Below are 22,791 nucleotides of genomic sequence, written 5' to 3'. Positions count from 1 at the left end.
TCGCCGCCTCCGGGAAACTCCTGACGCCGGTCTATTAAAAATGAGTTGTATATACAAGCTGAGGCCGCTAGACTTCTCTCAAATTGTATAGACAGGACTCTTTCCATGATGACTCTCAAGCCCGGCCACCTGACTCTCTCGCAACTGCGCCGGATCGCTCGCGAACAGGTTACGCTGCAACTCGATCCCGCCAGCTTTGCCGCCATCGACGCCTGCGCGCAGGCCGTCGCCGACATCGCCGCGAAAGGTGAGCCCGCATACGGCATCAACACGGGCTTCGGGCGTCTCGCCAGCACGCATATTCCGCATGAGCAGCTCGAACTGCTGCAGCGCAATCTGGTGCTCTCGCACGCGGTCGGTGTGGGTGAGCCGATGTCGCGTCCGGTCGTGCGTCTGCTGATGGCCTTGAAGCTGTCGAGCCTCGGCCGCGGCCATTCCGGTATCCGCCGCGAAGTGATGGACGCGCTGATCACGCTGTTCAATGCAGACGTGCTGCCGGTGATTCCGGTCAAGGGTTCGGTGGGCGCGTCCGGCGACCTCGCGCCGCTCGCGCATATGTCGGCGGCGCTGCTCGGGGTTGGCGACGTGATCGTCAAGGGCGAGCGCATGGCCGCCACCGAGGGCTTGCGTCTCGCCGGCCTGAAGCCGCTCACGCTGCAGGCCAAGGAAGGCCTGGCTCTCCTGAACGGCACGCAAGCCTCGACCGCGCTCGCGCTCTACAACATGTTCGCCATCGAAGACCTGTACCGCACCGCGCTGGTGGCGGGCGCGCTGTCGGTGGATGCGGCAGCGGGTTCGGTCGCGCCGTTCGATCATCGCATCCACGAACTGCGCGGTCATCAAGGCCAGATCGACGCGGCGGCGGCCTACCGCTCGCTGCTGGAAGGCTCGGCCATCAATCTCTCGCACCGCGATTGCGGCAAGGTACAAGACCCGTATAGCCTGCGCTGCCAGCCACAGGTGATGGGCGCCTGCCTCGACCAGATGCGTCACGCAGCCGACGTGCTGCTGATCGAAGCGAACTGCGTGTCGGACAACCCGCTGATTTTCCCGGACACCGGCGAAGTGCTGTCGGGCGGTAACTTCCACGCGGAGCCGGTGGCGTTCGCCGCGGACAACCTCGCGCTGGCCGCAGCCGAAATCGGCGCGCTCGCCGAGCGTCGAATCGCACTCCTGATCGATTCTACTTTGTCCGGGTTGCCGCCGTTTCTGGTCCGCGATGGTGGCGTGAACTCCGGTTTCATGATTGCGCACGTCACGGCTGCGGCGCTCGCGTCGGAGAACAAGACGCTGGCGCATCCGGCTTCGGTGGATTCGCTGCCTACTTCGGCGAACCAGGAAGACCATGTGTCGATGGCGACATTTGCTGCGCGCAAGCTCGGCGACATCGCCGAAAACACCGCCAACATTCTCTCGATCGAACTGCTCGCCGCCGCCCAGGGTGTCGACCTGCGCGCGCCGCATCGGACGAGTCCCAGCCTGCAGCATGTGATGAACACGGTGCGCCACGAAGTCGCGCACTACGAGATCGATCACTACTTCGCGCCGGATATCGCCGCCGTCACGCGTCTCGTGCAGAACGGCACGATTGCCGCGCACAGCCCGCTCGCGTTCCCATCCGAACAGTAAGCACACGCAGCCCATACGGCAGATCGAGCATGAACGCACCGGCCTATCAGGGAATCAAGGACTTCATCCTCGCCCGTATTCACGCGGGCGAATGGGGCGAGGGCGACCAGGTCCCGTCGGAAAACGAACTGGCGCGCGAATTCAGCGTCGCGCGCATGACGGTCAACCGCGCGCTGCGCGAGCTGACCTCCGAGCAGGTGCTCACGCGCGTGCAGGGTTCGGGCACGTTCGTCGCGCGGCCGAAATACGAGTCGACCCTGGTGGCGATCCGCAGCATCTCCGATGAGATCGTCGCGCGCGGCCATCGCTATCAGGCGAACGTGCTGCATATCGGCGCAGCAATTGCCGACGAGGCGCTCGCCGACGAGATGCAGGTGAGCGCCGGCAGCCCCGTGTTTCACTCGCGCGTGCTGCACTTCGAGAATGACGAACCCGTCCAGCTCGAAGAGCGCTGGGTCAATCCGGCGGTTGCCCCGGAGTATGCCTTGCAGGACTTCACCAACACCACGCCGAACCAATACCTCGTTCGCGTCGCGCCGCTGCAGCGCGTCGAATACCGCATTGAAGCGTCCGTGGCGGATGCCGAGACCCGGCAACTGCTCACCATGGACGAACTCGAACCCTGCCTCGTGCTGCATCGGCGCACGTGGTCGCAGAGCGTGGTCGCATCCGTGGCCAATCTGTGGCATCCCGGCAGCCGTTATCGCTTCACCGGACACTTCTGATTTCGTTGTTCCGAATTGCGTTTTTTGACCTGATTTCCCAGCACTTTCCAGCCTCCGAGGGCCACCATGAACAACCCCAAGCATATCGATCCGCGTCTTGACCCGACCCGCACCATCCGCGCGCCGCGCGGCGTGGAAAAGACCTGCAAGAGCTGGCTCACGGAAGCCGCGTACCGGATGATCCAGAATAATCTGGATGCCGAAGTAGCCGAGCATCCGCATGCGCTGGTGGTATATGGCGGCATCGGCCGCGCCGCGCGTAACTGGGATTGCTTCGACCAGATTCTCGCCTCGCTGAAGGATCTGAACGACGACGAAACCTTGCTGATCCAGTCGGGCAAGCCGGTCGGCGTGTTCAAAACCCATGCCGACGCGCCGCGCGTGCTGCTGGCGAATTCGAACCTCGTGCCGCATTGGGCGACGTGGGAACACTTCCACGAACTCGACCGCAAGGGCCTCATGATGTACGGCCAGATGACGGCGGGGAGCTGGATTTATATCGGCAGCCAGGGAATTGTTCAGGGGACCTACGAAACGTTCTTCTCGGTGGCGAACCAGCATTTCAATGGCGATCCGAAGGGCCGCTGGATTCTGACGGGTGGCCTTGGCGGCATGGGCGGCGCGCAGCCGCTGGCGGCGACCATGGCCGGCTTTTCGATGATCGCGGTGGAATGCGACGAGACGCGCATCGACCTGCGTCTGAAAACGCGCTACGTGGATCGTAAAGCGAAGACGCTCGACGAAGCGCTGGCGATTGTCGAAGACGCGAAGAAAGCCGGCAAGCCGGTGTCGGTCGGGCTCGTCGGCAATGCGGCGGACGTGTTCGCCGAGTGCGTCGCGCGCGGCATCACGCCGGACTGCGTCACCGACCAGACCAGCGCGCACGATCCGATCAACGGTTATCTGCCGCAAGGCTGGAGCGTGGCAGACTGGCGCGAGCGTCAAAAGACGGCGCCGGACAGCATCATCAAGCCCGCGAAGCAATCAATGGCGAATCAGGTGCAAGCCATGCTGACGCTGCAGGAACGCGGCGCCGCCACGCTCGACTACGGCAACAACATCCGCCAGATGGCGCTGGAAATGGGCGTCGAAAACGCCTTCGATTTCCCGGGCTTCGTGCCGGCGTACATCCGTCCGCTGTTTTGCGAGGGCAAGGGCCCGTTCCGCTGGGTGGCGCTGTCGGGCGATCCTGAGGACATCTACAAGACCGATGCGAAGGTCAAGGAACTGATCCCCGACGACGCGCATCTGCACAACTGGCTCGACATGGCGCGCGACCGCATCGAGTTTCAGGGGCTGCCGGCGCGGATCTGCTGGGTGGGCGTGAAGGATCGTTACCGCCTTGGCCAGGCGTTCAACGAAATGGTCAGGAACGGTGAGCTGAAAGCGCCGGTTGTGATCGGGCGTGATCACCTGGATACGGGGTCCGTCGCGAGCCCGAACCGCGAAACCGAATCGATGAAAGACGGCTCGGACGCGGTCAGCGACTGGCCGTTGCTCAATGCACTGCTGAACACCGCGGGCGGCGCGACGTGGGTCTCGCTGCATCACGGCGGCGGTGTGGGCATGGGCTTTAGCCAGCACTCGGGCGTGGTGATCGTCGCCGACGGCACGGACGAAGCCGCCAAACGTCTCGGACGCGTGCTGTTCAACGATCCGGCCACGGGCGTGATGCGTCACGCGGACGCCGGCTACGAACTCGCGCAGGAAACCGCCCGCGAGGTGGGCCTCCACTTGCCGATGCTGGGCCGCTGATCGTGAGGCCCAACGCCGTGGCGACGTTGCTGCGTGGCGCGGATCTGGTGGCGGCGCCATGGAAGAATGGCGGCGGCCTCACGCGCGAGATCGCCGCGTTTCCGCACGCTGCGGGGCTCGACGCTTTCGTCTGGCGCGTGAGCATTGCGGACGTCGCGCAGGCCGGGGCGTTCTCGCGTTTTGCCGGCATCGACCGCACGCTGGTGCTGTTAGCTGGCGCGGGTATGCTGCTCGATGAAGAGCAAGGTGCGACGCATGCATTGACGCAACCGCTCGACATCGCGCGCTTTGCGGGCGAGACGGCGATCGACGCACGTCTCGTCGACGGTGCGACGCGCGACTTCAACCTGATGGTGCGGCGTGGCGCGGCAACCGGCGAACTTGAATTATGGCGCAGCAAGGGCGATGCCGAAGGCGTTTCCTCGCGCGTGTTATCCGCAGACGTCGTCTTGCTGTTTTGCGCAGCCGGATCACTCGACGTGACGCTGGGCGACACCGCGCCGGTGACGCTGGGCATGGACGACACGCTGCGTATCGACGCACCCGAGGCGTTGACGTGCAAGCTAAGCGGGAAGGGTGCGCTGCTCGCCATTCGCCTGCAGTACCTGTGAGCGTCCCCGTCTGCAACGAACGCGAGAAGTGAAACGAAAACGCACTGAAAACCCAGCGAAAGCGCAACGAAGCAAAACAGGCATGCGATGAAGCAAACCGTCTGGCACAACCTGAATCTTTGCCCGCAGGGCGATCCTGATCACACACTGGCCGATGCCGCGATCGCCGTGCGCGACGGGCAGATTGCCTGGCTCGGCGCGGCCGGCGAACTGCCCGCCGACTACACCGCGTGGTCACGCGAAGACCTGGGCGGCGCGTGGGTGACGCCCGGCCTCGTCGATTGCCATACGCATCTCGTGTACGGCGGCCAGCGCGCCGACGAGTTCGCGCAACGGCTCGCCGGCGTCAGCTATGAAGAAATCGCGCGCCAGGGCGGCGGCATCGTTTCGACGGTGCGGGCGACGCGCGCCGCCGACGAAGCCAGTCTGGTACGCCAGGCGGCGGCGCGCCTTGAACCGTTGCTTGCCGAGGGCGTCACCGCCATCGAAATCAAATCCGGCTACGGCCTCGATCTGGCGAGCGAGCGCAAGATGCTGCGCGTGGCGCGCCGTCTCGGCGAGCAGTACCCGGTGTCGGTCTATACGACCTTTCTCGGCGCGCACGCATTGCCAACTGAGTTTGCTGGGCGGCCCGACGATTACATCGCTGAGGTGTGCGAACGGATGTTGCCCGCACTGGCCGATGAAGGTCTCGTCGATGCCGTCGATGTCTTCTGCGAACGCATCGGCTTTTCGCTCGAACAAAGCGAACGTGTCTTCGCAGCCGCCGAGCGCTACAAGCTGCCGGTGAAGATGCATGCCGAGCAGTTGTCGAATAGCGGCGGCACGGCACTGGCGGCGCGTCATCGCGCGCTGTCCGCCGATCATCTGGAGTTTCTCGACGAAGCGGGCGTGGCCGCGATGAAGGCGAGCGGCACCGTCGCCGTGCTGCTACCCGGCGCGTACTACTTTATCCGCGAGACGCAATTGCCGCCGCTCGATTTGCTGCGCCGCTACGAAGTGCCCATTGCCATCTCCACCGACAGCAACCCCGGCACTTCACCCACCACCTCGCTGCTGCTGATGATGAACATGGCCGCCACGCTGTTTCGCATGACCGTGCCCGAAGTGCTGCAAGGCGTGACGCGGCACGCGGCGCGCGCCCTCGGTCAGGCGGATCGTCACGGCTCGCTGGCGGTCGGCCGTGCAGCGGATTTCGCCGTATGGCCGGTTGATACGCTTGCTGAACTGGCGTATTGCATCGGCCGTCCGTTGTGCGCGCGGGTGGTGCGCGGCGGCGAGACGGTCTATACGAAACGCGCTTACGCCGGCTGACTGAATCCATCAAGGTCTGAAGATGACTGAATCCACTCGAACCTCGAACCAGGCATTGTTCGCCGACCACGCCTATCTGCTGGACGGCTGGCGCCGCAACGTGCTGCTGGAGTGGGATGCGAGCGGCACGCTCACGCATGTCAAAAGCGCTGCCGCGCTGCCGGCGGCGGATGTGCCGCGTGCCGCCGGACCGGTTTTACCTGGCATGCCTAACCTTCATTCGCATGCCTTTCAACGCGCGATGGCGGGGCTCACCGAATACCGCGCCAACGCCACCGACAACTTCTGGAGCTGGCGCGACCTCATGTACCGCTTCGCCGCGAAAATCTCGCCGCAGGGGCTCGCTGCAGTGGCGCAGTGGCTGTACATCGAGATGCTGAAAGCGGGCTATACCTCGGTGTGCGAATTCCATTACGTGCATCACACGCCGGACGGCAGCCGCTACGGCAATCCGGCTGAGCTGGCCGAGCGGGTGGTGGACGCCGCGCAGACGAGCGGCATCGGCATGACGATGTTGCCGGTGCTTTATCAGTACGGCGGCTTCGGCGCGCGCGCCCCGAGCGACGATCAGCGCCGGTTCATCAACACGCCGGAGAGCCTGCTCGATCTGCTCGGCACGCTGCGCGAAGCACGCCCCGAAAGCGCGGCCCTGCGTTACGGCGTGGCGCCGCACTCGTTGCGGGCGGTTTCGGAGCCGTCGCTGCGGAGCTTGCTGGATGGTCTCGATACGGATCTGCCGGGCGCGCCGGTGCACATCCACGTCGCCGAACAGACCGCCGAAGTCGATGCCTGTCTCGAGACCGAAGGCGCGCGGCCGGTGCAATGGCTGCTCGATCGTTTCCATGTCGACGCGCGCTGGTGTCTCGTGCATGCGACCCATGTGGACGCCAATGAAACCCGCGCGCTCGCGCACAGCGGCGCGGTCGCGGGTTTGTGCCTGACCACCGAAGCGAATCTCGGTGACGGGATTTTCCCGGCGCACACTTATCTCGACGAGAAGGGCCGCTTCGGGATCGGCTCGGACAGCCATATCGGCGTCGACTGGCGTGCCGAGCTGCGGCTGCTGGAATACGGTCAGCGCCTGCTGCGCCGTCAACGCAACGTGCTGGCCTCGGCTGAGGCGCCGTTCGTCGCCGATCGTCTGTTTGACGCCGCGCTCGACGGCGGCGCGCGGGCCACCGGCCGTGCAGTCAACGGCCTGCAGCCCGGACAACGCGCCGACCTGCTGGTGCTCGACGCGGATCATGCGAGCATCGCTGAACACGCATCGCAGGCCTGGCTGTCGGGCGTCGTGTTTTGCGAGCACGGCGAGACGCCGATCCGCGACGTGTACGCGGGCGGCGTGAAGGTCGTCGAGAATCGCCGGCACCGCGACGAAGAGCGCGCCTATGCGCAATATCGCCTCGCGCTGGCGGAATTGCTCAAATGACGCGGCATGCGCTGCCCGCCTGAAATACGCCAGGCCGCGACTCGGGTAAGCTGCTGACATACCGCATCTCCACTGCTTCTGGACTGACATGACTGCTTCGAACACACCACCGGTTTTTTCGCTGCACGAAGGCAGCCTGCCGCTGCTGATTTCGATTCCCCACGTGGGCACGAAGATTCCCGCGGACATCGCGGCGACGATGACTCCCATCGCCCAGCGCACCGAAGACTGCGACTGGCATCTCGACCGCCTGTACGCTTTCGCGCGCGAGCAGGGCGCTTCGATCCTGATGCCGCACAACGCGCGCTATGTGATCGACCTGAACCGTCCGCCCGACGGCGCGAATCTCTATCCGGGTCAGGACACCACCGGTCTGTTGCCCGTCGATACCTTCGACAAGGAATCGCTCTATCTCGACGGACATCTGCCTGACGACGCCGAAGTCGCTCGCCGTCGCGAGCTGTACTGGAAGCCGTATCACGAAGCCCTCGCCGCGCATCTGGCGGCGCTGAAGGCAAAGCACGGCCAGGTGCTGCTATGGGAAGCGCATTCGATCCGTTCACACGTGCCGCGTTTTTTCGAGGGGCGTCTGCCGGATTTCAACTTCGGCACCTCGAACGGCGCGAGCGCCGCGGCGGGGCTCGCTGAAGCGTTGAGCGCGGTGGTGGAACAGCACGGCGGCGGCTACACGGCCATCGCCAATGGCCGCTTCAAGGGCGGCTATATCACGCGCCAATATGGCCGGCCGGCTGAAGGCGTGCACGCGGTTCAGCTGGAGTTGACGCAAGTGACGTATATGGAAGAGCAGATGCCGTATGCGTATGACGCCACGCTGGCGGCGAAGATCGAACCGCTGCTGAATAAGCTGGTGCAGACGGCGATGAAGCATGTGGGCGTGGCGTGAGTCCTGAGTTTTAGGCCTTAAGCCCTGACCCTTAAGCCACCATATGGCTTAGTCCGGATCGAACGAAGCGGGCATTTCTACCGCGCGCTGTTCGCTATTTACGCGCTGACTGTAACTCTCGACACCGGTTACGCCGCTCCAGACCGGAACGATTTCACGCCCTAAACCGGGCGCACAACAGAAAAGTCCCCGCGCGAAGCGGGGACCGTCCGTCGGAATCAATGGCAGCGGTTCACCCAATGCCCGTGCACGTGGACCTTATGGCACACCGGGTGGTGATGGTCGTCAGCATGGGCCGGCACCATGACGCAGAGGGTGGTCAGCGCCGCGGCGCAAGCAAGGATCGCTTTCTTCATTGTGTTTCCTTTGTTCAGAGGGTTTGACAGCAAACCTGACGCAGCACGATTCGTGCCGCATCCCTCTGAACAATGCCGCCCTCTCCAGTGCAGGAACGCGCCCGCGCACGTCTTGTCAACCCGCAGGCCCCGAAAGGACTCGACTCGGCGCCCGTTCTCCGTCGTCGTTAGTTACGCTAGTTACGTTAGGTCACACTCTGCGGCTCATACCGGTTGCGCGTGGCACGGCGAAGCGACTACCCTTTGACCAACACGTCACGCGCGGGCTGCGAGTCTGCGCGAAGGTGTGACACAACAGACTAATCGGACGAGAAAAGATGGAAGACCCAGTAATGGAAGATTCCGACGAGTCGCTGCTTCCGATCTGGCGGGCAAATCTGGTGGTACTGACCCAGGAGGTCGGCGCGGCAACGCGCCTAGCGCGGATGATGACGTTCTCCGCGAGCTATCTGAAGCTGATGCTGTCGGGACAACGCGAATTCAACGAGGAGTTCGTGCGCGGTGTCGAAGCAGTCACCGGTTTGCCGGCGGGCTGGATGAACTCGGCGCACGACGAGCATGAGATTCCTGCCAACGCCCGCGAGGCGATCGACAACGAAACGCCGCTGGCGCGGTTTCGCGGCACCGCGCATCCGGCGCGCAAGCGATCGGTGTTGCGACCGCCCGAGCCGATCTTCGGCCAACCCGCGCCCGTGCGCCGTATCGAAGAGGAGAGTTTCGATGTCGAGGCGCATCGGCGTCAGGCGCACTTTCGCAAGGTCCGCGAACTGGCGGTGCAGGACGTGCGCCGTTTCGAGCGGCATCTGGCAAGTCCGCCGGTCGAACTGAATGTGCTGCGCGCCAAGGTGGAGGACGTAATTGCCGCGTCCGACCAGCTCGATGCCGATCAGGCCGAGCACGCCGATCTCACCGGCCGGCTCGAGCAGATCGAAAAGCATCGTCATCTGCTGATGCGGCATGTGGAGAAACTTCAGGCGCTGCTGGTGAGGCTAGGCGAGAGCGAGTAAGACCAGGCAGCCGCTCGCTGCGGCGCGGTCATATGCTTGGGCCGTGCCGTGCCGTGCCGTGCCGTGCCGTGCTCTGCCGCCGCCACGATTTTCTTCACAGGCGCAACTCGCTGAGAATCTGCTCGGCCAGAAAATCGCATGGCGGCCGATTCGAGCGGGCGCTGCGGGCCAGCACGATTTCTAGTTCCGGTAAGACCGGCAAGCCATGTGACCGTCCCAATTGCACGAAATGGCCGGGCACCGCGCAGCGTGCGAGCGGCGCAATGGCGAGGCCGGCTTCGACCATGCTGAACAGTCCCATCAGGCTCGGGCTTTCATACGAGGTGCGATAGGCGATCTTGGCGCGCTCCAAAGCATGAATGGCATTGGCGCGCGCGACGCTGCCCGCGCCGAACAGCGCCACCGGCAACGGCCGCTCTTTCCAGATCTCGCGGCCGCTTGCCACGGCGCCGGCCCACACCATCGGTTCGAAGCGGATAAAAGCGCCGCTCAGACCGCGCATGCGCGTCACGCAGGCGAGGTCGATCTTGTTGTCCTTGACGAGCGGGGCGAGCGCGTGACTCGGCAGGCCGATCACCTGAATCTCGACCTTCGGATAGCTCGCCGAAAACTTGCGCAGCACCGAGGGCAAAAGCGACGACGCGTAGTCGTCCGGCACGCCGATCGCAACCCGCCCCTTGACCTCCGGATGCACCATCGACGCCCAGGCTTCGTCGCGCAATGCCAGCATGCGGCGCGCATAGGCGAGCAGGATCTGGCCGTCGGCGGTGAGTGTGACGCTGCGCGGGCCGCGCACGAACAGCGTCTTGCCGAGCGCGTTTTCCAGCGTGCGGATCTGCATGCTGAGCGCGGACTGCGAACGATGCACGAGCGCCGCGCCGCGCACGAAGCTGCCGGCATCGGCGATGGCGACCACCATCGACAGCACGTCAAGATCCAGGGCTTTCATAGGTATCAGAAAAGCTGATCGAAACGTTCAATATAACGCGTTTGTCTGAATGGGGGGCGGTGGGCATACTGGCTCGGTTCAATAACCCGGAGACCCTCGCGATGGCGATGACTTACGACGACTTCAAGCAACTGGGCATGCGCCTCGACATGTCGCGCGGCAAACCCGCGCCCGAGCAACTCGACCTCTCGCGCGCGCTGCTCGATGAAGCGGGTACGGTGGGTTATCTGTCGCGCGACGGCATCGACTGCCGCAATTATGGCCACGTGCTGGGTCTGCCTGAGGCGCGCGAATTCGGCGCGACGCTGCTCGACGTGCCGGCGGCCCAGGTGGTCGCAGCTGGCAATTCGAGTCTCGAACTGATGCACGACATGCTGGCGTTCGCCATGCTGTTCGGCCTGCCGGGCGGCGAGGCGTGGCGTAAGCGGGACGACGTCGCCTTTCTGTGCCCGGTGCCGGGTTACGACCGGCATTTCGCGATCTGCGAGGCGCTCGGCATCCGCATGATCAACGTGCCGATGAACCACGACGGCCCGGACATGGATTTCGTCGAAGCCCAGATGGCGCGCGATCCGGCCATCAAGGGTATCTGGTGCGTGCCGCTCTACAGCAACCCGAGCGGCGCGATTTACTCGGACGCGGTGGTGCGGCGTCTCGCGGCCATGCCTGCCGCAGCGCCGGATTTCCGGCTGTTCTGGGACGACGCGTATCGCTTCCATCATCTGACCGGACAGAAGCACACCACGCTCGACGTACTCGCCGCTTGCGCCGCCGCCGGACACGAGGATCGCGCGCTGGTGTTCGCGTCGCTTTCGAAGGTGACGCTCGGCGGCGGCGCGATGGCCTTTCTGGCGGGGTCGCGGCGCAACATCGACTGGTGGCAGCAGCGGGTCTCGGTGCGCACGATCGGACCGGACAAGCTTAATCAGTTGCGGCATGTCCGGTTCCTGCGCGACCGCGCCGGTCTGGAGCGCTTGATGGAGCGTCACCGTGAATTGTTGAGCCCGAAATTCGCGGCGATTGCGGCGCAGTTCGGCGAGCAGCTGGGCGGACTCGAAGGCGTGACGTGGAACGAGCCGGCGGGCGGCTATTTCATCAGCCTCTATACGCCGCCGGGGTTCGCGAAGCGCACCGTGGCGCTGGCCGCAGCGGCGGGCCTCGTGCTGACGCCGGCGGGCGCGGCTTATCCGTATGGACGCGACCCGCAGGACCGGCATTTGCGGATCGCGCCTACGTTTCCGTCGCTGGAGGACGTGCGGGTGGCGGCGCAGGGGATTGCCTTATCCTTACGGCGAGCCCTGGAACTGGCCTGACGCGCGGAGGCGGCGCGGCACGCAGCGCCGCGCGGCCGCGTCGGTGCAGGTTGTGCCGGCGCGGCGTTTTGCGGTAAAAGGGAGCGCATGACCGATCGCTCCCGACTCATCCCAATCATCGTCGCCTGTCCGCTGTTCCTGCAAAACCTCGACACCTCGATCATGGCGACGGCGTTGCCGTCGATTGCCCGCTCGCTGCAGGTGCAGACGCTGCATCTGAATCTGGCGATCACTTCCTATCTGCTGAGTCTCGCGGTGTTTCTGCCGGCGAGCGGCTGGCTCGCCGACCGCTTCGGCGCGCGCCGGGTGTTCTGCACGGCGATTGCGCTGTTTTCACTCGGCTCGGCGCTGTGCGGCCTCGCGCAAAGCATGCCGCAACTGGTCGTGTTCCGCGTCCTGCAGGGCATGGGCGGCGCGATGATGGTGCCGGTGGGGCGCCTGATCCTGCTGCGCAGCGTGCCGCCCGCGCGCATGGTGGCGGCGATGGTCTGGTTCACGGTGCCGGGCGCCATCGGACGGCTCGCCGGGCCGCTGCTCGGCGGCCTCGTGGTGACCATCGCCTCATGGCGCTGGATCTTCCTGCTGAACATTCCCTTCGGCGTGCTGGGCGTGTTGATGGCGATGAGTTTCATCGACGACACCCACGAGCCCGTCTACCAGCGCTTCGATCTGGCCGGTTTCATTCTGCTTTCGACCGGGCTTGTGGGGCTGGTCGGCGGTCTCGATACGGCGGGGCGCGGACTGGTGCCGCAGGAAGTCACCTTCGCGCTCGCCGGGCTCGGCCTGCTGTCGATCCTCGCATACTGGCGCTACAGCCGCCGCCACGACGACGCCATCATCGATCCCGGCCTGCTGCGGTTCAAGGCCTACCGTACCGCCGTCGTGGGTGGCATGCCGCTGCGTATCGCCATCGGCGCCTCGCCGTTTCTGCTGCCGTTGATGCTGCAACTGGGCTTCGGGCTGTCGCCGCTGCAATCGGGTTCGCTGAGCGTGGCGACGGCGGTCGGGTCGCTGAGCGTGCGGGCGGTGATGCAGCAGGCGATTCGCCGCATCGGCTTTCGCACGCTGCTGATCGGCGCGACCTTGCTGACCGGCTGCTTTTACGCGGGCTACGGGCTGTTCCGGCCGAGCACGCCGCATCTGCTGATCTTCGTCGTGCTGCTGTTCGGCGGCCTGTTCAATTCGCTCGGCATGGTGACGCTCAACACGCTCGGCTATTCCGACATGCCCAAGCCGATGATGAGCCGCGCCACCGCGCTTTCGAGCATGGCGCAGCAACTGTCGATCAGCGTCGGGGTTGCGTTCGCCGCCTCGCTGCTGGCATTGACGGCGCATCTGCATGGCGGCAGCGCGGCGCATCTCACGGCACGCGATTTCTCGCCGGCGTTTGCGGTGGTCGGCGTGCTGACGTTCTGCTCGCTGTTCTTCTTTACGAAGCTCGCACATGACGAAGGGGCGGAATTGCGGGCGCGTTAGGCCGGCGTCGATAAGGCGGGCGGGGACGCGAGCCGCGCCGATGTGCTACAAACACTCTACCCATCAGGACGAGGTCTCAATGACGCGCTCTACACGGCGCTGGTGCGCCGCAATCGCCTGGCTGACGTGCGGCGCGTGCAGCGCATTCGGTGCGTTTGGTGCATTCGGTGCGTCCATCGCACCGAGCGACGCTCCGGCGGCGACTGACCTGGCGCCGTCCACCGTCGAAAGCGACGTTCACTACTTCGTGATCCAGAAGGACGGTTCCGCCGAAGAGCGCGACGACACGGTCATGCGTGCGAATACGACAAGCGGCGTCGACGACATCGCGCAGCGCTATGTCTGGTTCAACAAGGATATCGAGCAGGTGCAGTTGCTGGCCGCCGAAACCATCGACCCCGACGGCACGGTTCGCAAGGTCGGCCCGGATGGCATCCGCGACGTGCAGGAGCCGCGCTCGGCGGGCGCGCCCACTTTCGAGGACGGCGTATTGCGCACGGTAATCTTTCCGGGCGTCGAACCGGGCTCGCGGGTTCATCTGGCGTTTCGCAAGACGCGCACGAAAGCGCTACAGGCCGGCACGTTTTCGTATCTGGTCGAACCGACCCGCGATCCGGTCGAACTGCAGCGGCTGATCTTCGACCTGCCCGCCGACGTGCCGCTGCATGCCGACACTCGCGGCTACGCGGCGTTGCCGCCGGTCACGGAAAACGGCCGCACGCGCTACGAGTTCGACTACAAACACGGGCCGTATGCGCCCATCGAATCCGGCGCGGTCGGCTATGAAACGTGGGGCGACCGGCTGATGGTGTCGACCGTGCCCGACTACGCCACCTTCGCCGCGCGCTACAAAGGGCCGGCCACGGACGCCACCATGAGCGACCCGGCCATCGTCCAGCTCGCGCAGACGCTGACAGCCGGCACGGCCGATCCGCGCGACAAGGCCCGTATTCTGTACGACTGGGTGCGCCTGAATGTGCGCTACGTGGCGCTGTTTTTAGGCGAGACCGCGGCGGTGCCGCACCGGGCCGTCGATATTCTGCACAACCGCTACGGCGACTGCAAGGATCACGTGGCGCTGTATGGCGCGCTGCTCGCGGCCGTCGGCATTCATAGCGAGGCGGTGCTGCTCAACCTCGGGCCGTACTACACGTTGCCGGACGTGCCGGGTTACGGCGAGAGCGCGATCAATCACGCAATCGTATGGATTCCTCAATTTGGGCTGTATGCGGACACGACCGCGGGTGGCATCGCCTTCGGCTATCTGCCGCTGGTTGTGATGGACCGGCCCGTATTGCTGGTCGACGACGGCGTGATGTCGCGCACGCCCGCCGTGCAGCCGCGCTCGCGCTCGGTACGCTTGCAGATCGAGGTGAACGACAGCGGGGCGGCGTCTTACGCGTACCGGGTGGAAGATGCGGGCGCCACCGCCGAACTCGAACGCAACATGTTCCGCCGCGCCACGCATCAGCGGGCGCAGCAGATTGCCGCCAGCCGGCTTTTGCAAACGGGCCTGCACGGTAGCGCGCAGCTACACACCAGCGACGTGACGACCAGCGAAGGCCCGTTCGCCACCACGATCCAGGGCACGCTCGAACACTTCACCTGGACCGACGGCACCACCGCCTTGCCGGCGCTCACGAGTCTCTCGGGCGGCATTGCCAGCCAGGTGCAGACGTGGCTGGCCGAACCGCAACGCACGCAGCCGTGGGTGTGCGTCGGCGGCGATTTCGACGAAACCGCGCAGATCACCTTGCCCGCGACGGTGCGTGTGACCGATCTGCCGGTCGATGCCAGCGTCGACGACCCCTACTTCGATTACGCGTCGCATTACGTTTTTGATCCAGGCACACGCGTGCTGCAGATCACCCGCCGTCTGCATACGAAGTTCACGCACCAGGTGTGCTCGGCGGATATGTTCAACGAAGCGCAGGCGTCGCTGGTGAAGATCGAGCGCGATACCTCGGCGCAAGTGGTGGTGCGGGCGACGCCGCCAACCTACCGCTTCGCGCAGCAGGCCGGATCGACGGCGCAAAGGTGAACCGTTTCGCCGTAGCGCGACGGCGCTGAGCGAGGCCGCCAGGGGACGCCGCCCGCGCCCGCAGGGCCTGGTTAGTTGCCGCCGCCCTTGGTGACGATCGGCACCCACGCGCCGTTCTTCACCTGATACAACGTCGTGCCGGCGTTTTTCAGCGAACCGTTGGCCTCGAAGGCAATCGGACCGGTCACGCCCTCGAAGCTGATTGCCTTGAGCACCGGACGATATACCGCCGGCGAGGTCGATTTGGCCTGCTGCATGGCCTTGATCGCCGCCCATGCCGCGTCATAGCCGAACGGCGCATAGGAGAGGATGTCCACGCCAAAGCGTTTCTTGAACCTGGCGGAGAAGTCCTTGCCGCCCGGCAACTGCGCGAGCGGGCGGCCGTATTCCCATGCCATCGAGCCTTCGGCTGCGTCGCCTGCGAGCTTGATGAAATCGTCATCCATTACGCCGCCGCCGCCCACCAGTTGCGCGGTGAGACCGAGTTGCTTCATGCGCTTGGCGACGCCAGCAGCTTGCGTATCGAGTCCGCCGAAGAAGATCAGGTCCGCGTTGGTGGCCTTGATCGCCGTGAGCTGCGTGCTGAAGTCGACGGCCTGGTTGTTGGTGTATTCGTGCGCGACGATACTGCCGCCGTGCGCCTTCACCGCTTTCTCGAACTCGTCGGCCTCGCCCTGGCCGAACGCGGTGCGGTCGTCGAGAATCGCGATACGTTTGGCCTTGGTCACCTCGACCGCGTAGGCGCCCGCATTGCCGGCATTCTGCGCGTCGGTGGAGATCACCATGAAGGCGTTGGCAAAGCCGCGGCCGGTGATGATCGGATTGGTGGCGGCCGGATCGATCACCGGAATGCCGGCCGTTTCATAGAGCTGCGAGGCGGGAATCGTCGTACCCGAATTGAAATGGCCCACCACCACCGCGACGCCCGAGTCCACCAGTTTCTGCGCCGCCTGCACGCCGACGCGCGGGTCGGCCTGGTCGTCCTCGGCGACGATCTGGAAGTTGGCGACCTGGTTGCCGATCTTGATCTTCTGCGCGTTGGCTTCGTCGAGGGCGAGCTGCACGCCATTCTGGAGATCTTTGCCGTAGCCGGCGTTGACGCCGGTGAGCGGCGCGGCGAAGCCGACCTTCACCGGCAGGTCGTCCGCGAAGCCGGACAGCGGCGCCACGGCGAGGATCGCGCCCAGCATCACGGCGAGGGGTTTCAGCGTCTTGCGAAAGCTCATGGTCACTCCTTCCATCGACAGGTTCGAGTTATGAATATCGGTCAAGGTGCAGCCGGCCGTGCGGCCGGGTACGGCTGTCACGCTCGGGCGCGGCGTTGTGCGGTGAGGTCTCCTTCGAGAGTCCCGAACTGTTTCGGGGTACCGACGATCGTACTTCGGAAACAACGATGGAAAATAAGCGGTGCGCGGCACTGCGGGGAACACCTGGTAAGCGGCGCGCCAGGCGTCGTATGAGAAAAGTTGCGGCCCCGGTCAGACGTGCATCAACGTGTCCATCGATCTGGCCGAAATATAGAAAGCCAATTTGAGGCCGTCTTGGCAGATCGCGGCGCTTTGGATGAGCATTTCAGCATAGGCTCAGAACGGGGCGGGCGGCGGGCGTGTCTTGATCTGCTGGGGCGTGCGGATGCCGGCACACGGGGCGTGCCGGGACGTGCCGGGACGTGTCGGTGGCGGGCCGGGGCGCGACGCAAGAGGATGCGTTAAAGCAGAGGAAAGGTGCGGGGATCGGCTGCTTCTACGCATTCGCGCAGAAGCATCAAGGGGAATCCGCGGTTAGCCGCTTACTGCTCGCCTTGCAGGCGCAGCACTTCTTCGCGCAGACGCATGAGCGGCTCTTTGGTGTCGTCGTCGGCCCAGGTTTCCAGATCGTCGATGGCGCGCTGGCAGCCGTCGAGCACCAGATCGAGGTCCACCGGCACGCCGTTGGCAAGCGCGAACTGGATCGTCTCGGCGAACTGCTGGCACTCGTCCTCGCCGTAGGAGATGTCGAGATTGTCCGCGATCACTTCGGCGATATTGCTGCGCGCCTTGTCGTCCGGCCCGACCAGGTCGATGATGCCGCGCGCCACCGCCGGCGAGTAGTAGAGCGCGATGTCGAGCCATTGCGCCGGGTCGAAATCCTTCTCCTCGAACTGGTTCTCGAAGAACTCGATGGCTTCCTGCTCGTGCGTTTCGTCGGCATCGACGCTGATGCACAACTCTTCGAAATACTCTTCCCGCTCGCTGCGGATATGACCGTCCATCTGTGCCTCGCGTGCCTGTAGCGGGTGCTTGAAAAGGGATGCGTGCACCACGCGGCACGCATTATAGGACGAGCCGCTGACAAGCGAGCATCACGGGCGGCAACTCGCGACGAGGCGCCCCCGCATGCCCCGCGCAGGTGCATGAACGGGATTGTCCGGCGCGGCGCGAATGGTGTTTTCCATCCAAAGGGGATGCGCGATGGCGCGCGGATCGGTAAACTCCGCCCGGCTGTTGCGCCGCGCGCGTGGGTCATGCGGGGGGCGGCGTATTGATCTGATTAATGTGGAGAAACACCATGAGTGGAGAAAGACGATGAAGGGAGTCTGGTTTTCGCTGGTCGCGCTCGCATTGGGCGTGGCGGGCGTGGTGAGCGTGGCGCCGTCGATTGCACACGCTGCGGGTTTGACGAAGGCCCAGGTGCTGGCCGAGATCGCCGGCCAGCACGCCCTGGCAATGCAGCCGGCGCGGCCACAGCAGCCGCTCGGTTGGGCCGCTCGCGCGCTTTGAGCGCGGTATTTTTCAGGCGTGGCGTTTGAGGTGTGGCGTTTGAGGTGTGGCGTCTGGGGTGAGGCGTTTGAGATGCGGCCTTTCAGGCGGTATCCCAGCCGCATTCGCACTTTCGGCAGACGCTAGATCGATTCAATGGACCACGCGTCGAACCACTCGCGCGGCCGCGCGATATCGTCCTGCGCGGCGACCAGTTCCAGTTCGTAGCGGCCTGCCTGCCAGGTCGTCTTGACGACGGCGTTGACGGCCGCGAGCGTGTGTTCGAAGGCCACGCGGATCGAATCGCCGAGCAGCCGGCGGGCGACGAACACCGCGCTGGTCAGGTCACCGACGCCCACCGGCTGGCGGGCGAACGGGTAGAGCGGGCGCTGCCCCATCCATGCTTCGGTGGGCGTGACCACCAGCATGTTGAAACGGTCGGCGGGGCTGTTGCGGTCGAGCAGGTGCTTCACCAGCACGATCCGCGGCCCGCGGCGGATGATTTCGCGGCACGCCGTCACGGCTTCTTCCACGGTTTCGATTTCCCGGCCGACGAGGCGCTGCAGTTCGCTGTGGTTCGGCGCCATGCCGTCGGATACCTCGGGCATGGTGCGCACGAGAAATTCCTGGATGCCGGGTTCCACCTTGCAGCCGGTGGCCGTTCCCATCACCGGATCGCAGAAATACCACGCGCGCGGATTGGCCGCCTTCACGGCCTTGACGATTTCGATGACGGCCCGTGCCTGCTCGGGCGTGCCCAGATAGCCGGAGAGCACCGCGTCGCAGCGCGGCAGCACGCCGATCGCGCCGATGCCTTCGACCAGTTCTTCCATCTGCGAGGCGTCGATGGCGCTGCCGGTCCAATGGCCGTATTGCGTGTGATTGGAGAACTGCACGGTATTGAGCGGCCAGACGTTGACGCCGAGGCGGCGCATCGGGAACACCGCGGCGCTGTTGCCCGCGTGCCCGAACACGACATGTGACTGGATACTCAGAACGTTTTTCATAATGTCTTCGCCGGCGCGATCCGTTGGGCGCCGTTTATGGTCGCTTATGGCCACGGGGATCGTTGCGGATCGCGCGCGGCCGGTTCGATGGATGGGTCTGGTTTGGGTGCTGCCAGGCTAACCGTGGAGCTAACCGCAGGGCTCGCCGCCGCGCCGGACGGCGCCGGCATCCTGGCCAGCGCGAGTTACACGACGAGGCCGGCACGCACACGTTCAACCGTTGCGCTGCCGGGCGAGCAGTCCTTACGATCCGGCAACCCTATGCGGCATGCCTATCAGGCAACGATACATGAGTTTTCGCCGGGCGGGCATGATCCGTCCCCGTAGTGTTGTGCCGAGCCATCATCGAACGGTCATATAAGGGTGACCGCGGGATCACTGCCGCGCGATCACCCGACGACCGAAGCGTGTCCCGGCGGCGCGCGTCAGGCGGCCGCGCCTCAGGCCAGCTCCCGATACAGCGCCAGATAGCGCTCGGCCGAGGCGCCCCAGCCGAAGTCCTGGCGCATCGCGCGCCGCTGGGCGGCTTTCCACTCGGTGTGCCGCGCGTACAGCGCGAAAGCGCGGCGGATCGCGGCGCCCAGCGCGTCCGGCTCGAAGCGCTCGAAGACGAAACCGGTGGCGAGATCGTCGGCGAGGTTTTCCAGCGACGCATCCACCACCGTATCCGCGAGGCCGCCTACCCGATGCACGAGCGGCAGCGAGCCGTAGGCGAGGGCATAGAGCTGCGTCAAACCGCAGGGCTCGAAGCGCGACGGCACCGCCACCACGTCGCTGCCGGCGATGATGGCGTGCGCCAGCGCTTCGTCGAAACCCAGTTCCACCGCCGCCGATTCCGGATGCGCGTGCGCCACCCGCTGCAAGCCTTTCTCCAGCGCCGCGTCGCCGGTGCCGAACACCACCAGCTGGCCGCCGCGCCGGATGATCTCCGGCAGCGCCGCGAGCAGCAGGTCGAGGCCTTTCTGCTCGGTGAGTCGGCTAACGACACCGAACAGCAGGGCGTCGCTCTTGACGGCAAGTCCAAAGCGCTTTTGCAGCGTGCTCTTGCAGGCGTGCTTGCCGGACAGCAGCGACGCCGTGTAGTGCTCGGGAAGCAGGGCGTCGTTGGCCGGGTTCCAGACGGTGTAATCGACGCCGTTCGGGATGCCCGACAGGTCATGGGTGCGATTGCGCAGCAGTCCGTCGAGGCCGCCGCCCTGGGCGAGCGTCTGGATCTCGCGGGCGTAGGTGGGGCTTACCGTGGTGATGCGGTCGCTATAGAACAGGCCGGCTTTCAGAAACGACAACTGGCCGTAGAACTCGATGCCCTGCATATGGAAGAAATCGGCCGGCAGCCCGAGCTGGCCGAACAGATGCGCCGGGAACACCCCCTGATAGGCGAGGTTATGCACCGTGAATATGCTGTGCGCGAGCGTGCGGCCCTGCTGGCGCTCGGCCGCCCGCAGATAGGCGGGAGCGAGGCCGGCATGCCAGTCGTGCGCGTGGACGATCTGCGGCGACCACTGCGGATCGATTTGCTGGGCGAGCTGCGCGGCCGTCCAGCCGAGCAGCGCGAAACGCTGGGCGTTGTCGCCGTAAGGCACGTGCTCAGCGTCGAGATAGGGGTTGCCGGGACGGTCGTAGAGCGTGTCGGCGCGGATCACATAGACCACCAGGTCGCTGGAAGGCAGCGTACCCTGCAGCAGGGTCACGTGCGGCGCGTCGAAGCGGCGCCCGAGCTGCGCCACCGTGCGTAGCTCGGAGAGGCCGGCGAGCACCGCCGGAAAGCCCGGCAGCAGCACCCGGACGTCCGCGCCGCGCTCGATGAGCGCCGGCGGAAGCGCGCCCGCCACGTCGGCAAGACCGCCTGTTTTCAGGAGGGGATATAGCTCGCTTGCGACGTGCAGGGCGCGAATCGTCATGGGCAGTTTTCCGGTTGTGGCAGGCGTGGTACGACGGCGGCTGTGCGGGCCGGCGCGCTAGTCTTGCGCCTTGTGGCCGCGCAATGCGTCCGGCGTGACGAGCACGATGCCGGTTTCGGTGCGGTAAAAGCGCTCGGCGTCCTGCACGGGGTCTTCGCCGATCACCGTCCCGTCCGGAATCGTGCAGCCTCGGTCGATCACGACGCGGCGCAAGCGGCAACTGGCGCCGATGGTGACCTGCGGCAACAAGACTGCCTCATTGATGTTACAGAAAGAATTCACCAGCACATTCGACGACAGCACCGAGCGCGAAATCTGCGAGCCGGAGATCACGCAGCCGCCGCAGACGATCAGATTGGTGGCCGAACCCTGCAGGCCGTTCATGTCGCGCACGAACTTGGCGGGCGGCAACTGCTGCTGCTGGGTCCAGATCGGCCAGTCGGGGGCGTACAGGTCGAGCGTCGGGATGGTGGAGGCGAGGTCCAGATTGGCGGCCCAGTAGGCGTCGATGGTGCCGACGTCGCGCCAGTACGGCTCCACGTTCGGGTCCGACGACACGCACGACATGCTGAACGGATGGGCAATCGCATGACCCTGGGTGACCACGCGCGGCAGGATGTCCTTGCCGAAGTCGTGATCGGTGTCGGCGGTGGAGATGTTTTCTTCCAGCAGCGAATACAGGTAATCCGCATTGAACACGTAGATGCCCATGCTGGCGAGCGCGATGTCCGGGCGGCCCGGCATCGCCGGCGGGTCGGCGGGCTTTTCGACGAAACCGGTGACGCGGCGTTTCTCGTCCACGTGCATCACGCCGAAGGCCACCGCGTCCATGCGCGGCACCTCGATACAGCCCACCGTGCAGTCCGCGCCGCTTTCGACGTGATCCGCGATCATGCGCGTGTAGTCCATCTTGTAGATGTGATCGCCCGCCAGCACCACGACGTACTTCGGCCGGATGGAGCGGATGATGTCGAGGTTCTGGAACACGGCGTCCGCCGTGCCGCGATACCAGTGCGCGCCTTCGACGCGTTGCTGCGCGGGCCACAGGTCGATGAACTCGTTGAACTCGCCGCGCAGGAAACCCCAGCCGCGCTGCACGTGGCGGATCAGCGAGTGCGCCTTGTACTGCGTGACGACCGCGATGCGGCGGATGCCGGAGTTCAGACAATTGGACAGCGCGAAATCGATGATGCGGTACTTGCCGCCAAAGTGCACGGCCGGCTTGACGCGTTTGTTGGTGAGCGGCCCGAGCCGGGTGCCGCGTCCACCCGCGAGAACGATGGCGAGCGTGCTGCGTTGCAGATCGTTGAGGCTTGCCGGAGTTTCCATGCTGTGTCTCCTTTGTCGAGGGGGTGGGCGCGTCGGCGCCTGACTCCGCTCTCGTGCAACCGGCTTGTGCCGATGCAATCTGGCTACAAACCCGGGTTGCTGTTGGTGTGCCCCGGATGGTCATGCTGGTTGTTGTTCTTGTCGATTCTGGTCCAGATGCTGCCAGGTATCGTCGTGCCTTGACGGTGGCCTGCTATTTTTAGCACCGAACTGCCACCCGCGAATAGTCTGGATTGTGTGGATGTCTGACTTATCTCTGGCGTGGCGCAATATATCGGTGTCCTTGACAAGATCGCAGCCGGCGGGC

The 22,791-nt window shown here is 65.1% G+C and carries 19 protein-coding genes; 12 read left to right on the top strand and 7 right to left on the bottom strand.

Annotation, left to right across the window (positions count from 1 at the left end; all coding sequences use genetic code 11):
• Positions 1–105: 105 nt before the first annotated feature.
• From hutH to hutG, 7 genes are all read left to right on the top strand, one after another.
• On the top strand, positions 106–1,629 hold the full coding sequence (gene hutH, locus FQ755_RS11720; RefSeq protein WP_186308491.1) for a histidine ammonia-lyase: 1,524 nt from the start codon (positions 106–108) through the stop codon (positions 1,627–1,629).
• Positions 1,630–1,658: 29 nt separating this feature from the next.
• Positions 1,659–2,354 (top strand): histidine utilization repressor, encoded by a 696-nt coding sequence (hutC, locus tag FQ755_RS11715; RefSeq protein ID WP_144154221.1) that lies wholly within the window; start codon positions 1,659–1,661, stop codon positions 2,352–2,354.
• A 66-nt stretch (positions 2,355–2,420) separates the two neighbouring features.
• Positions 2,421–4,109: a urocanate hydratase gene (hutU, locus tag FQ755_RS11710; RefSeq protein WP_144154219.1), complete on the top strand. Its 1,689-nt coding sequence runs from the start codon at positions 2,421–2,423 to the stop codon at positions 4,107–4,109.
• Positions 4,110–4,111: 2 nt separating this feature from the next.
• Positions 4,112–4,720, top strand: a complete 609-nt coding sequence (locus tag FQ755_RS11705; protein ID WP_260858505.1) for a HutD family protein — start codon at positions 4,112–4,114, stop codon at positions 4,718–4,720.
• Positions 4,721–4,807: 87 nt separating this feature from the next.
• On the top strand, positions 4,808–6,034 hold the full coding sequence (gene hutI / locus FQ755_RS11700; RefSeq protein ID WP_144154215.1) for an imidazolonepropionase: 1,227 nt from the start codon (positions 4,808–4,810) through the stop codon (positions 6,032–6,034).
• Positions 6,035–6,056: 22 nt separating this feature from the next.
• A complete protein-coding gene (locus FQ755_RS11695; RefSeq protein ID WP_144154213.1) occupies positions 6,057–7,463 on the top strand; it encodes a formimidoylglutamate deiminase in 1,407 nt (468 codons plus the stop codon).
• A gap of 88 nt (positions 7,464–7,551) precedes the next feature.
• Positions 7,552–8,367 carry an N-formylglutamate deformylase gene (gene hutG, locus FQ755_RS11690; protein WP_144154211.1) on the top strand — a complete coding sequence of 272 codons (816 nt, stop codon included), beginning with the start codon at positions 7,552–7,554 and terminating at the stop codon, positions 8,365–8,367.
• Between the two features lie 218 nt (positions 8,368–8,585).
• On the opposite strand, the gene FQ755_RS37285 is transcribed toward hutG, so the two are convergent.
• The gene (locus FQ755_RS37285) at positions 8,586–8,723 is read right to left on the bottom strand and encodes a hypothetical protein (RefSeq protein ID WP_186308490.1); all 138 of its coding nucleotides are present in this window, start codon (positions 8,721–8,723) and stop codon (positions 8,586–8,588) included.
• A gap of 332 nt (positions 8,724–9,055) precedes the next feature.
• On the opposite strand from FQ755_RS37285, the gene FQ755_RS11685 reads away from it, so the two are divergent.
• Complete coding sequence (locus FQ755_RS11685; protein ID WP_144154660.1) at positions 9,056–9,730, top strand: hypothetical protein; 675 nt, start codon at positions 9,056–9,058, stop codon at positions 9,728–9,730.
• Between the two features lie 94 nt (positions 9,731–9,824).
• On the opposite strand, the gene FQ755_RS11680 is transcribed toward FQ755_RS11685, so the two are convergent.
• A complete protein-coding gene (locus FQ755_RS11680) occupies positions 9,825–10,679 on the bottom strand; it encodes a LysR substrate-binding domain-containing protein (protein ID WP_144154209.1) in 855 nt (284 codons plus the stop codon).
• 101 nt (positions 10,680–10,780) lie between these two features.
• On the opposite strand from FQ755_RS11680, the gene FQ755_RS11675 reads away from it, so the two are divergent.
• From FQ755_RS11675 to FQ755_RS11665, 3 genes are all read left to right on the top strand, one after another.
• Positions 10,781–11,992 carry an aminotransferase class I/II-fold pyridoxal phosphate-dependent enzyme gene (locus FQ755_RS11675; RefSeq protein WP_144154207.1) on the top strand — a complete coding sequence of 404 codons (1,212 nt, stop codon included), beginning with the start codon at positions 10,781–10,783 and terminating at the stop codon, positions 11,990–11,992.
• A gap of 87 nt (positions 11,993–12,079) precedes the next feature.
• Positions 12,080–13,468, top strand: a complete 1,389-nt coding sequence (locus tag FQ755_RS11670) for a DHA2 family efflux MFS transporter permease subunit (protein WP_144154205.1) — start codon at positions 12,080–12,082, stop codon at positions 13,466–13,468.
• Positions 13,469–13,547: 79 nt separating this feature from the next.
• Positions 13,548–15,509 carry a DUF3857 domain-containing transglutaminase family protein gene (locus FQ755_RS11665; RefSeq protein ID WP_144154203.1) on the top strand — a complete coding sequence of 654 codons (1,962 nt, stop codon included), beginning with the start codon at positions 13,548–13,550 and terminating at the stop codon, positions 15,507–15,509.
• Between the two features lie 71 nt (positions 15,510–15,580).
• Here the strand turns inward: FQ755_RS11665 and FQ755_RS11660 are convergent, their stop codons facing one another.
• Positions 15,581–16,735 carry a branched-chain amino acid ABC transporter substrate-binding protein gene (locus FQ755_RS11660; protein ID WP_144154658.1) on the bottom strand — a complete coding sequence of 385 codons (1,155 nt, stop codon included), beginning with the start codon at positions 16,733–16,735 and terminating at the stop codon, positions 15,581–15,583.
• A 563-nt stretch (positions 16,736–17,298) separates the two neighbouring features.
• Positions 17,299–17,760: a hypothetical protein gene (locus tag FQ755_RS11655; protein ID WP_144154201.1), complete on the bottom strand. Its 462-nt coding sequence runs from the start codon at positions 17,758–17,760 to the stop codon at positions 17,299–17,301.
• A gap of 313 nt (positions 17,761–18,073) precedes the next feature.
• On the opposite strand from FQ755_RS11655, the gene FQ755_RS11650 reads away from it, so the two are divergent.
• On the top strand, positions 18,074–18,268 hold the full coding sequence (locus FQ755_RS11650; protein ID WP_144154199.1) for a hypothetical protein: 195 nt from the start codon (positions 18,074–18,076) through the stop codon (positions 18,266–18,268).
• Positions 18,269–18,390: 122 nt separating this feature from the next.
• Here the strand turns inward: FQ755_RS11650 and pdxY are convergent, their stop codons facing one another.
• The 3 genes from pdxY to glgC form a co-directional block, all read right to left on the bottom strand.
• Positions 18,391–19,254, bottom strand: coding sequence for a pyridoxal kinase PdxY (gene pdxY, locus FQ755_RS11645; RefSeq protein WP_144154197.1), 864 nt, complete (start codon positions 19,252–19,254; stop codon positions 18,391–18,393).
• 440 nt (positions 19,255–19,694) lie between these two features.
• Positions 19,695–21,155, bottom strand: a complete 1,461-nt coding sequence (gene glgA / locus FQ755_RS11640; protein ID WP_144154195.1) for a glycogen synthase GlgA — start codon at positions 21,153–21,155, stop codon at positions 19,695–19,697.
• Between the two features lie 57 nt (positions 21,156–21,212).
• Complete coding sequence (gene glgC / locus FQ755_RS11635) at positions 21,213–22,484, bottom strand: glucose-1-phosphate adenylyltransferase (RefSeq protein ID WP_144154193.1); 1,272 nt, start codon at positions 22,482–22,484, stop codon at positions 21,213–21,215.
• Between the last annotated feature and the right edge of the window lie 307 nt (positions 22,485–22,791).

Origin of the sequence: Paraburkholderia sp. BCC1885, from assembly GCF_900996235.1 — a bacterium.
Classification (GTDB): domain Bacteria; phylum Pseudomonadota; class Gammaproteobacteria; order Burkholderiales; family Burkholderiaceae; genus Paraburkholderia.
The sequence above is the reverse complement of the archived record's forward strand: the minus strand, read 5'-3'. Positions and strand labels throughout refer to the sequence as shown.

Excerpts from the sequence above, each read along its gene's own strand:
- FQ755_RS11675 (WP_144154207.1), top strand. The coding sequence starts at position 10,781 with ATGGCGATGACTTACGACGACTTCAAGCAACTGGGCATGCGCCTCGAC.
- FQ755_RS11685 (WP_144154660.1), top strand. The coding sequence starts at position 9,056 with ATGGAAGATTCCGACGAGTCGCTGCTTCCGATCTGGCGGGCAAATCTG.
- FQ755_RS11650 (WP_144154199.1), top strand. The coding sequence starts at position 18,074 with ATGAAGGGAGTCTGGTTTTCGCTGGTCGCGCTCGCATTGGGCGTGGCG.
- glgC (WP_144154193.1), bottom strand. The coding sequence starts at position 22,484 with ATGGAAACTCCGGCAAGCCTCAACGATCTGCAACGCAGCACGCTCGCC.
- FQ755_RS11665 (WP_144154203.1), top strand. The coding sequence starts at position 13,548 with ATGACGCGCTCTACACGGCGCTGGTGCGCCGCAATCGCCTGGCTGACG.
- hutG (WP_144154211.1), top strand. The coding sequence starts at position 7,552 with ATGACTGCTTCGAACACACCACCGGTTTTTTCGCTGCACGAAGGCAGC.
- FQ755_RS37285 (WP_186308490.1), bottom strand. The coding sequence starts at position 8,723 with ATGAAGAAAGCGATCCTTGCTTGCGCCGCGGCGCTGACCACCCTCTGC.
- hutI (WP_144154215.1), top strand. The coding sequence starts at position 4,808 with ATGAAGCAAACCGTCTGGCACAACCTGAATCTTTGCCCGCAGGGCGAT.
- hutC (WP_144154221.1), top strand. The coding sequence starts at position 1,659 with ATGAACGCACCGGCCTATCAGGGAATCAAGGACTTCATCCTCGCCCGT.
- FQ755_RS11695 (WP_144154213.1), top strand. The coding sequence starts at position 6,057 with ATGACTGAATCCACTCGAACCTCGAACCAGGCATTGTTCGCCGACCAC.
- FQ755_RS11660 (WP_144154658.1), bottom strand. The coding sequence starts at position 16,735 with ATGAGCTTTCGCAAGACGCTGAAACCCCTCGCCGTGATGCTGGGCGCG.
- FQ755_RS11680 (WP_144154209.1), bottom strand. The coding sequence starts at position 10,679 with ATGAAAGCCCTGGATCTTGACGTGCTGTCGATGGTGGTCGCCATCGCC.
- FQ755_RS11655 (WP_144154201.1), bottom strand. The coding sequence starts at position 17,760 with ATGGACGGTCATATCCGCAGCGAGCGGGAAGAGTATTTCGAAGAGTTG.
- FQ755_RS11670 (WP_144154205.1), top strand. The coding sequence starts at position 12,080 with ATGACCGATCGCTCCCGACTCATCCCAATCATCGTCGCCTGTCCGCTG.
- glgA (WP_144154195.1), bottom strand. The coding sequence starts at position 21,155 with ATGACGATTCGCGCCCTGCACGTCGCAAGCGAGCTATATCCCCTCCTG.
- pdxY (WP_144154197.1), bottom strand. The coding sequence starts at position 19,254 with ATGAAAAACGTTCTGAGTATCCAGTCACATGTCGTGTTCGGGCACGCG.
- hutU (WP_144154219.1), top strand. The coding sequence starts at position 2,421 with ATGAACAACCCCAAGCATATCGATCCGCGTCTTGACCCGACCCGCACC.
- hutH (WP_186308491.1), top strand. The coding sequence starts at position 106 with ATGATGACTCTCAAGCCCGGCCACCTGACTCTCTCGCAACTGCGCCGG.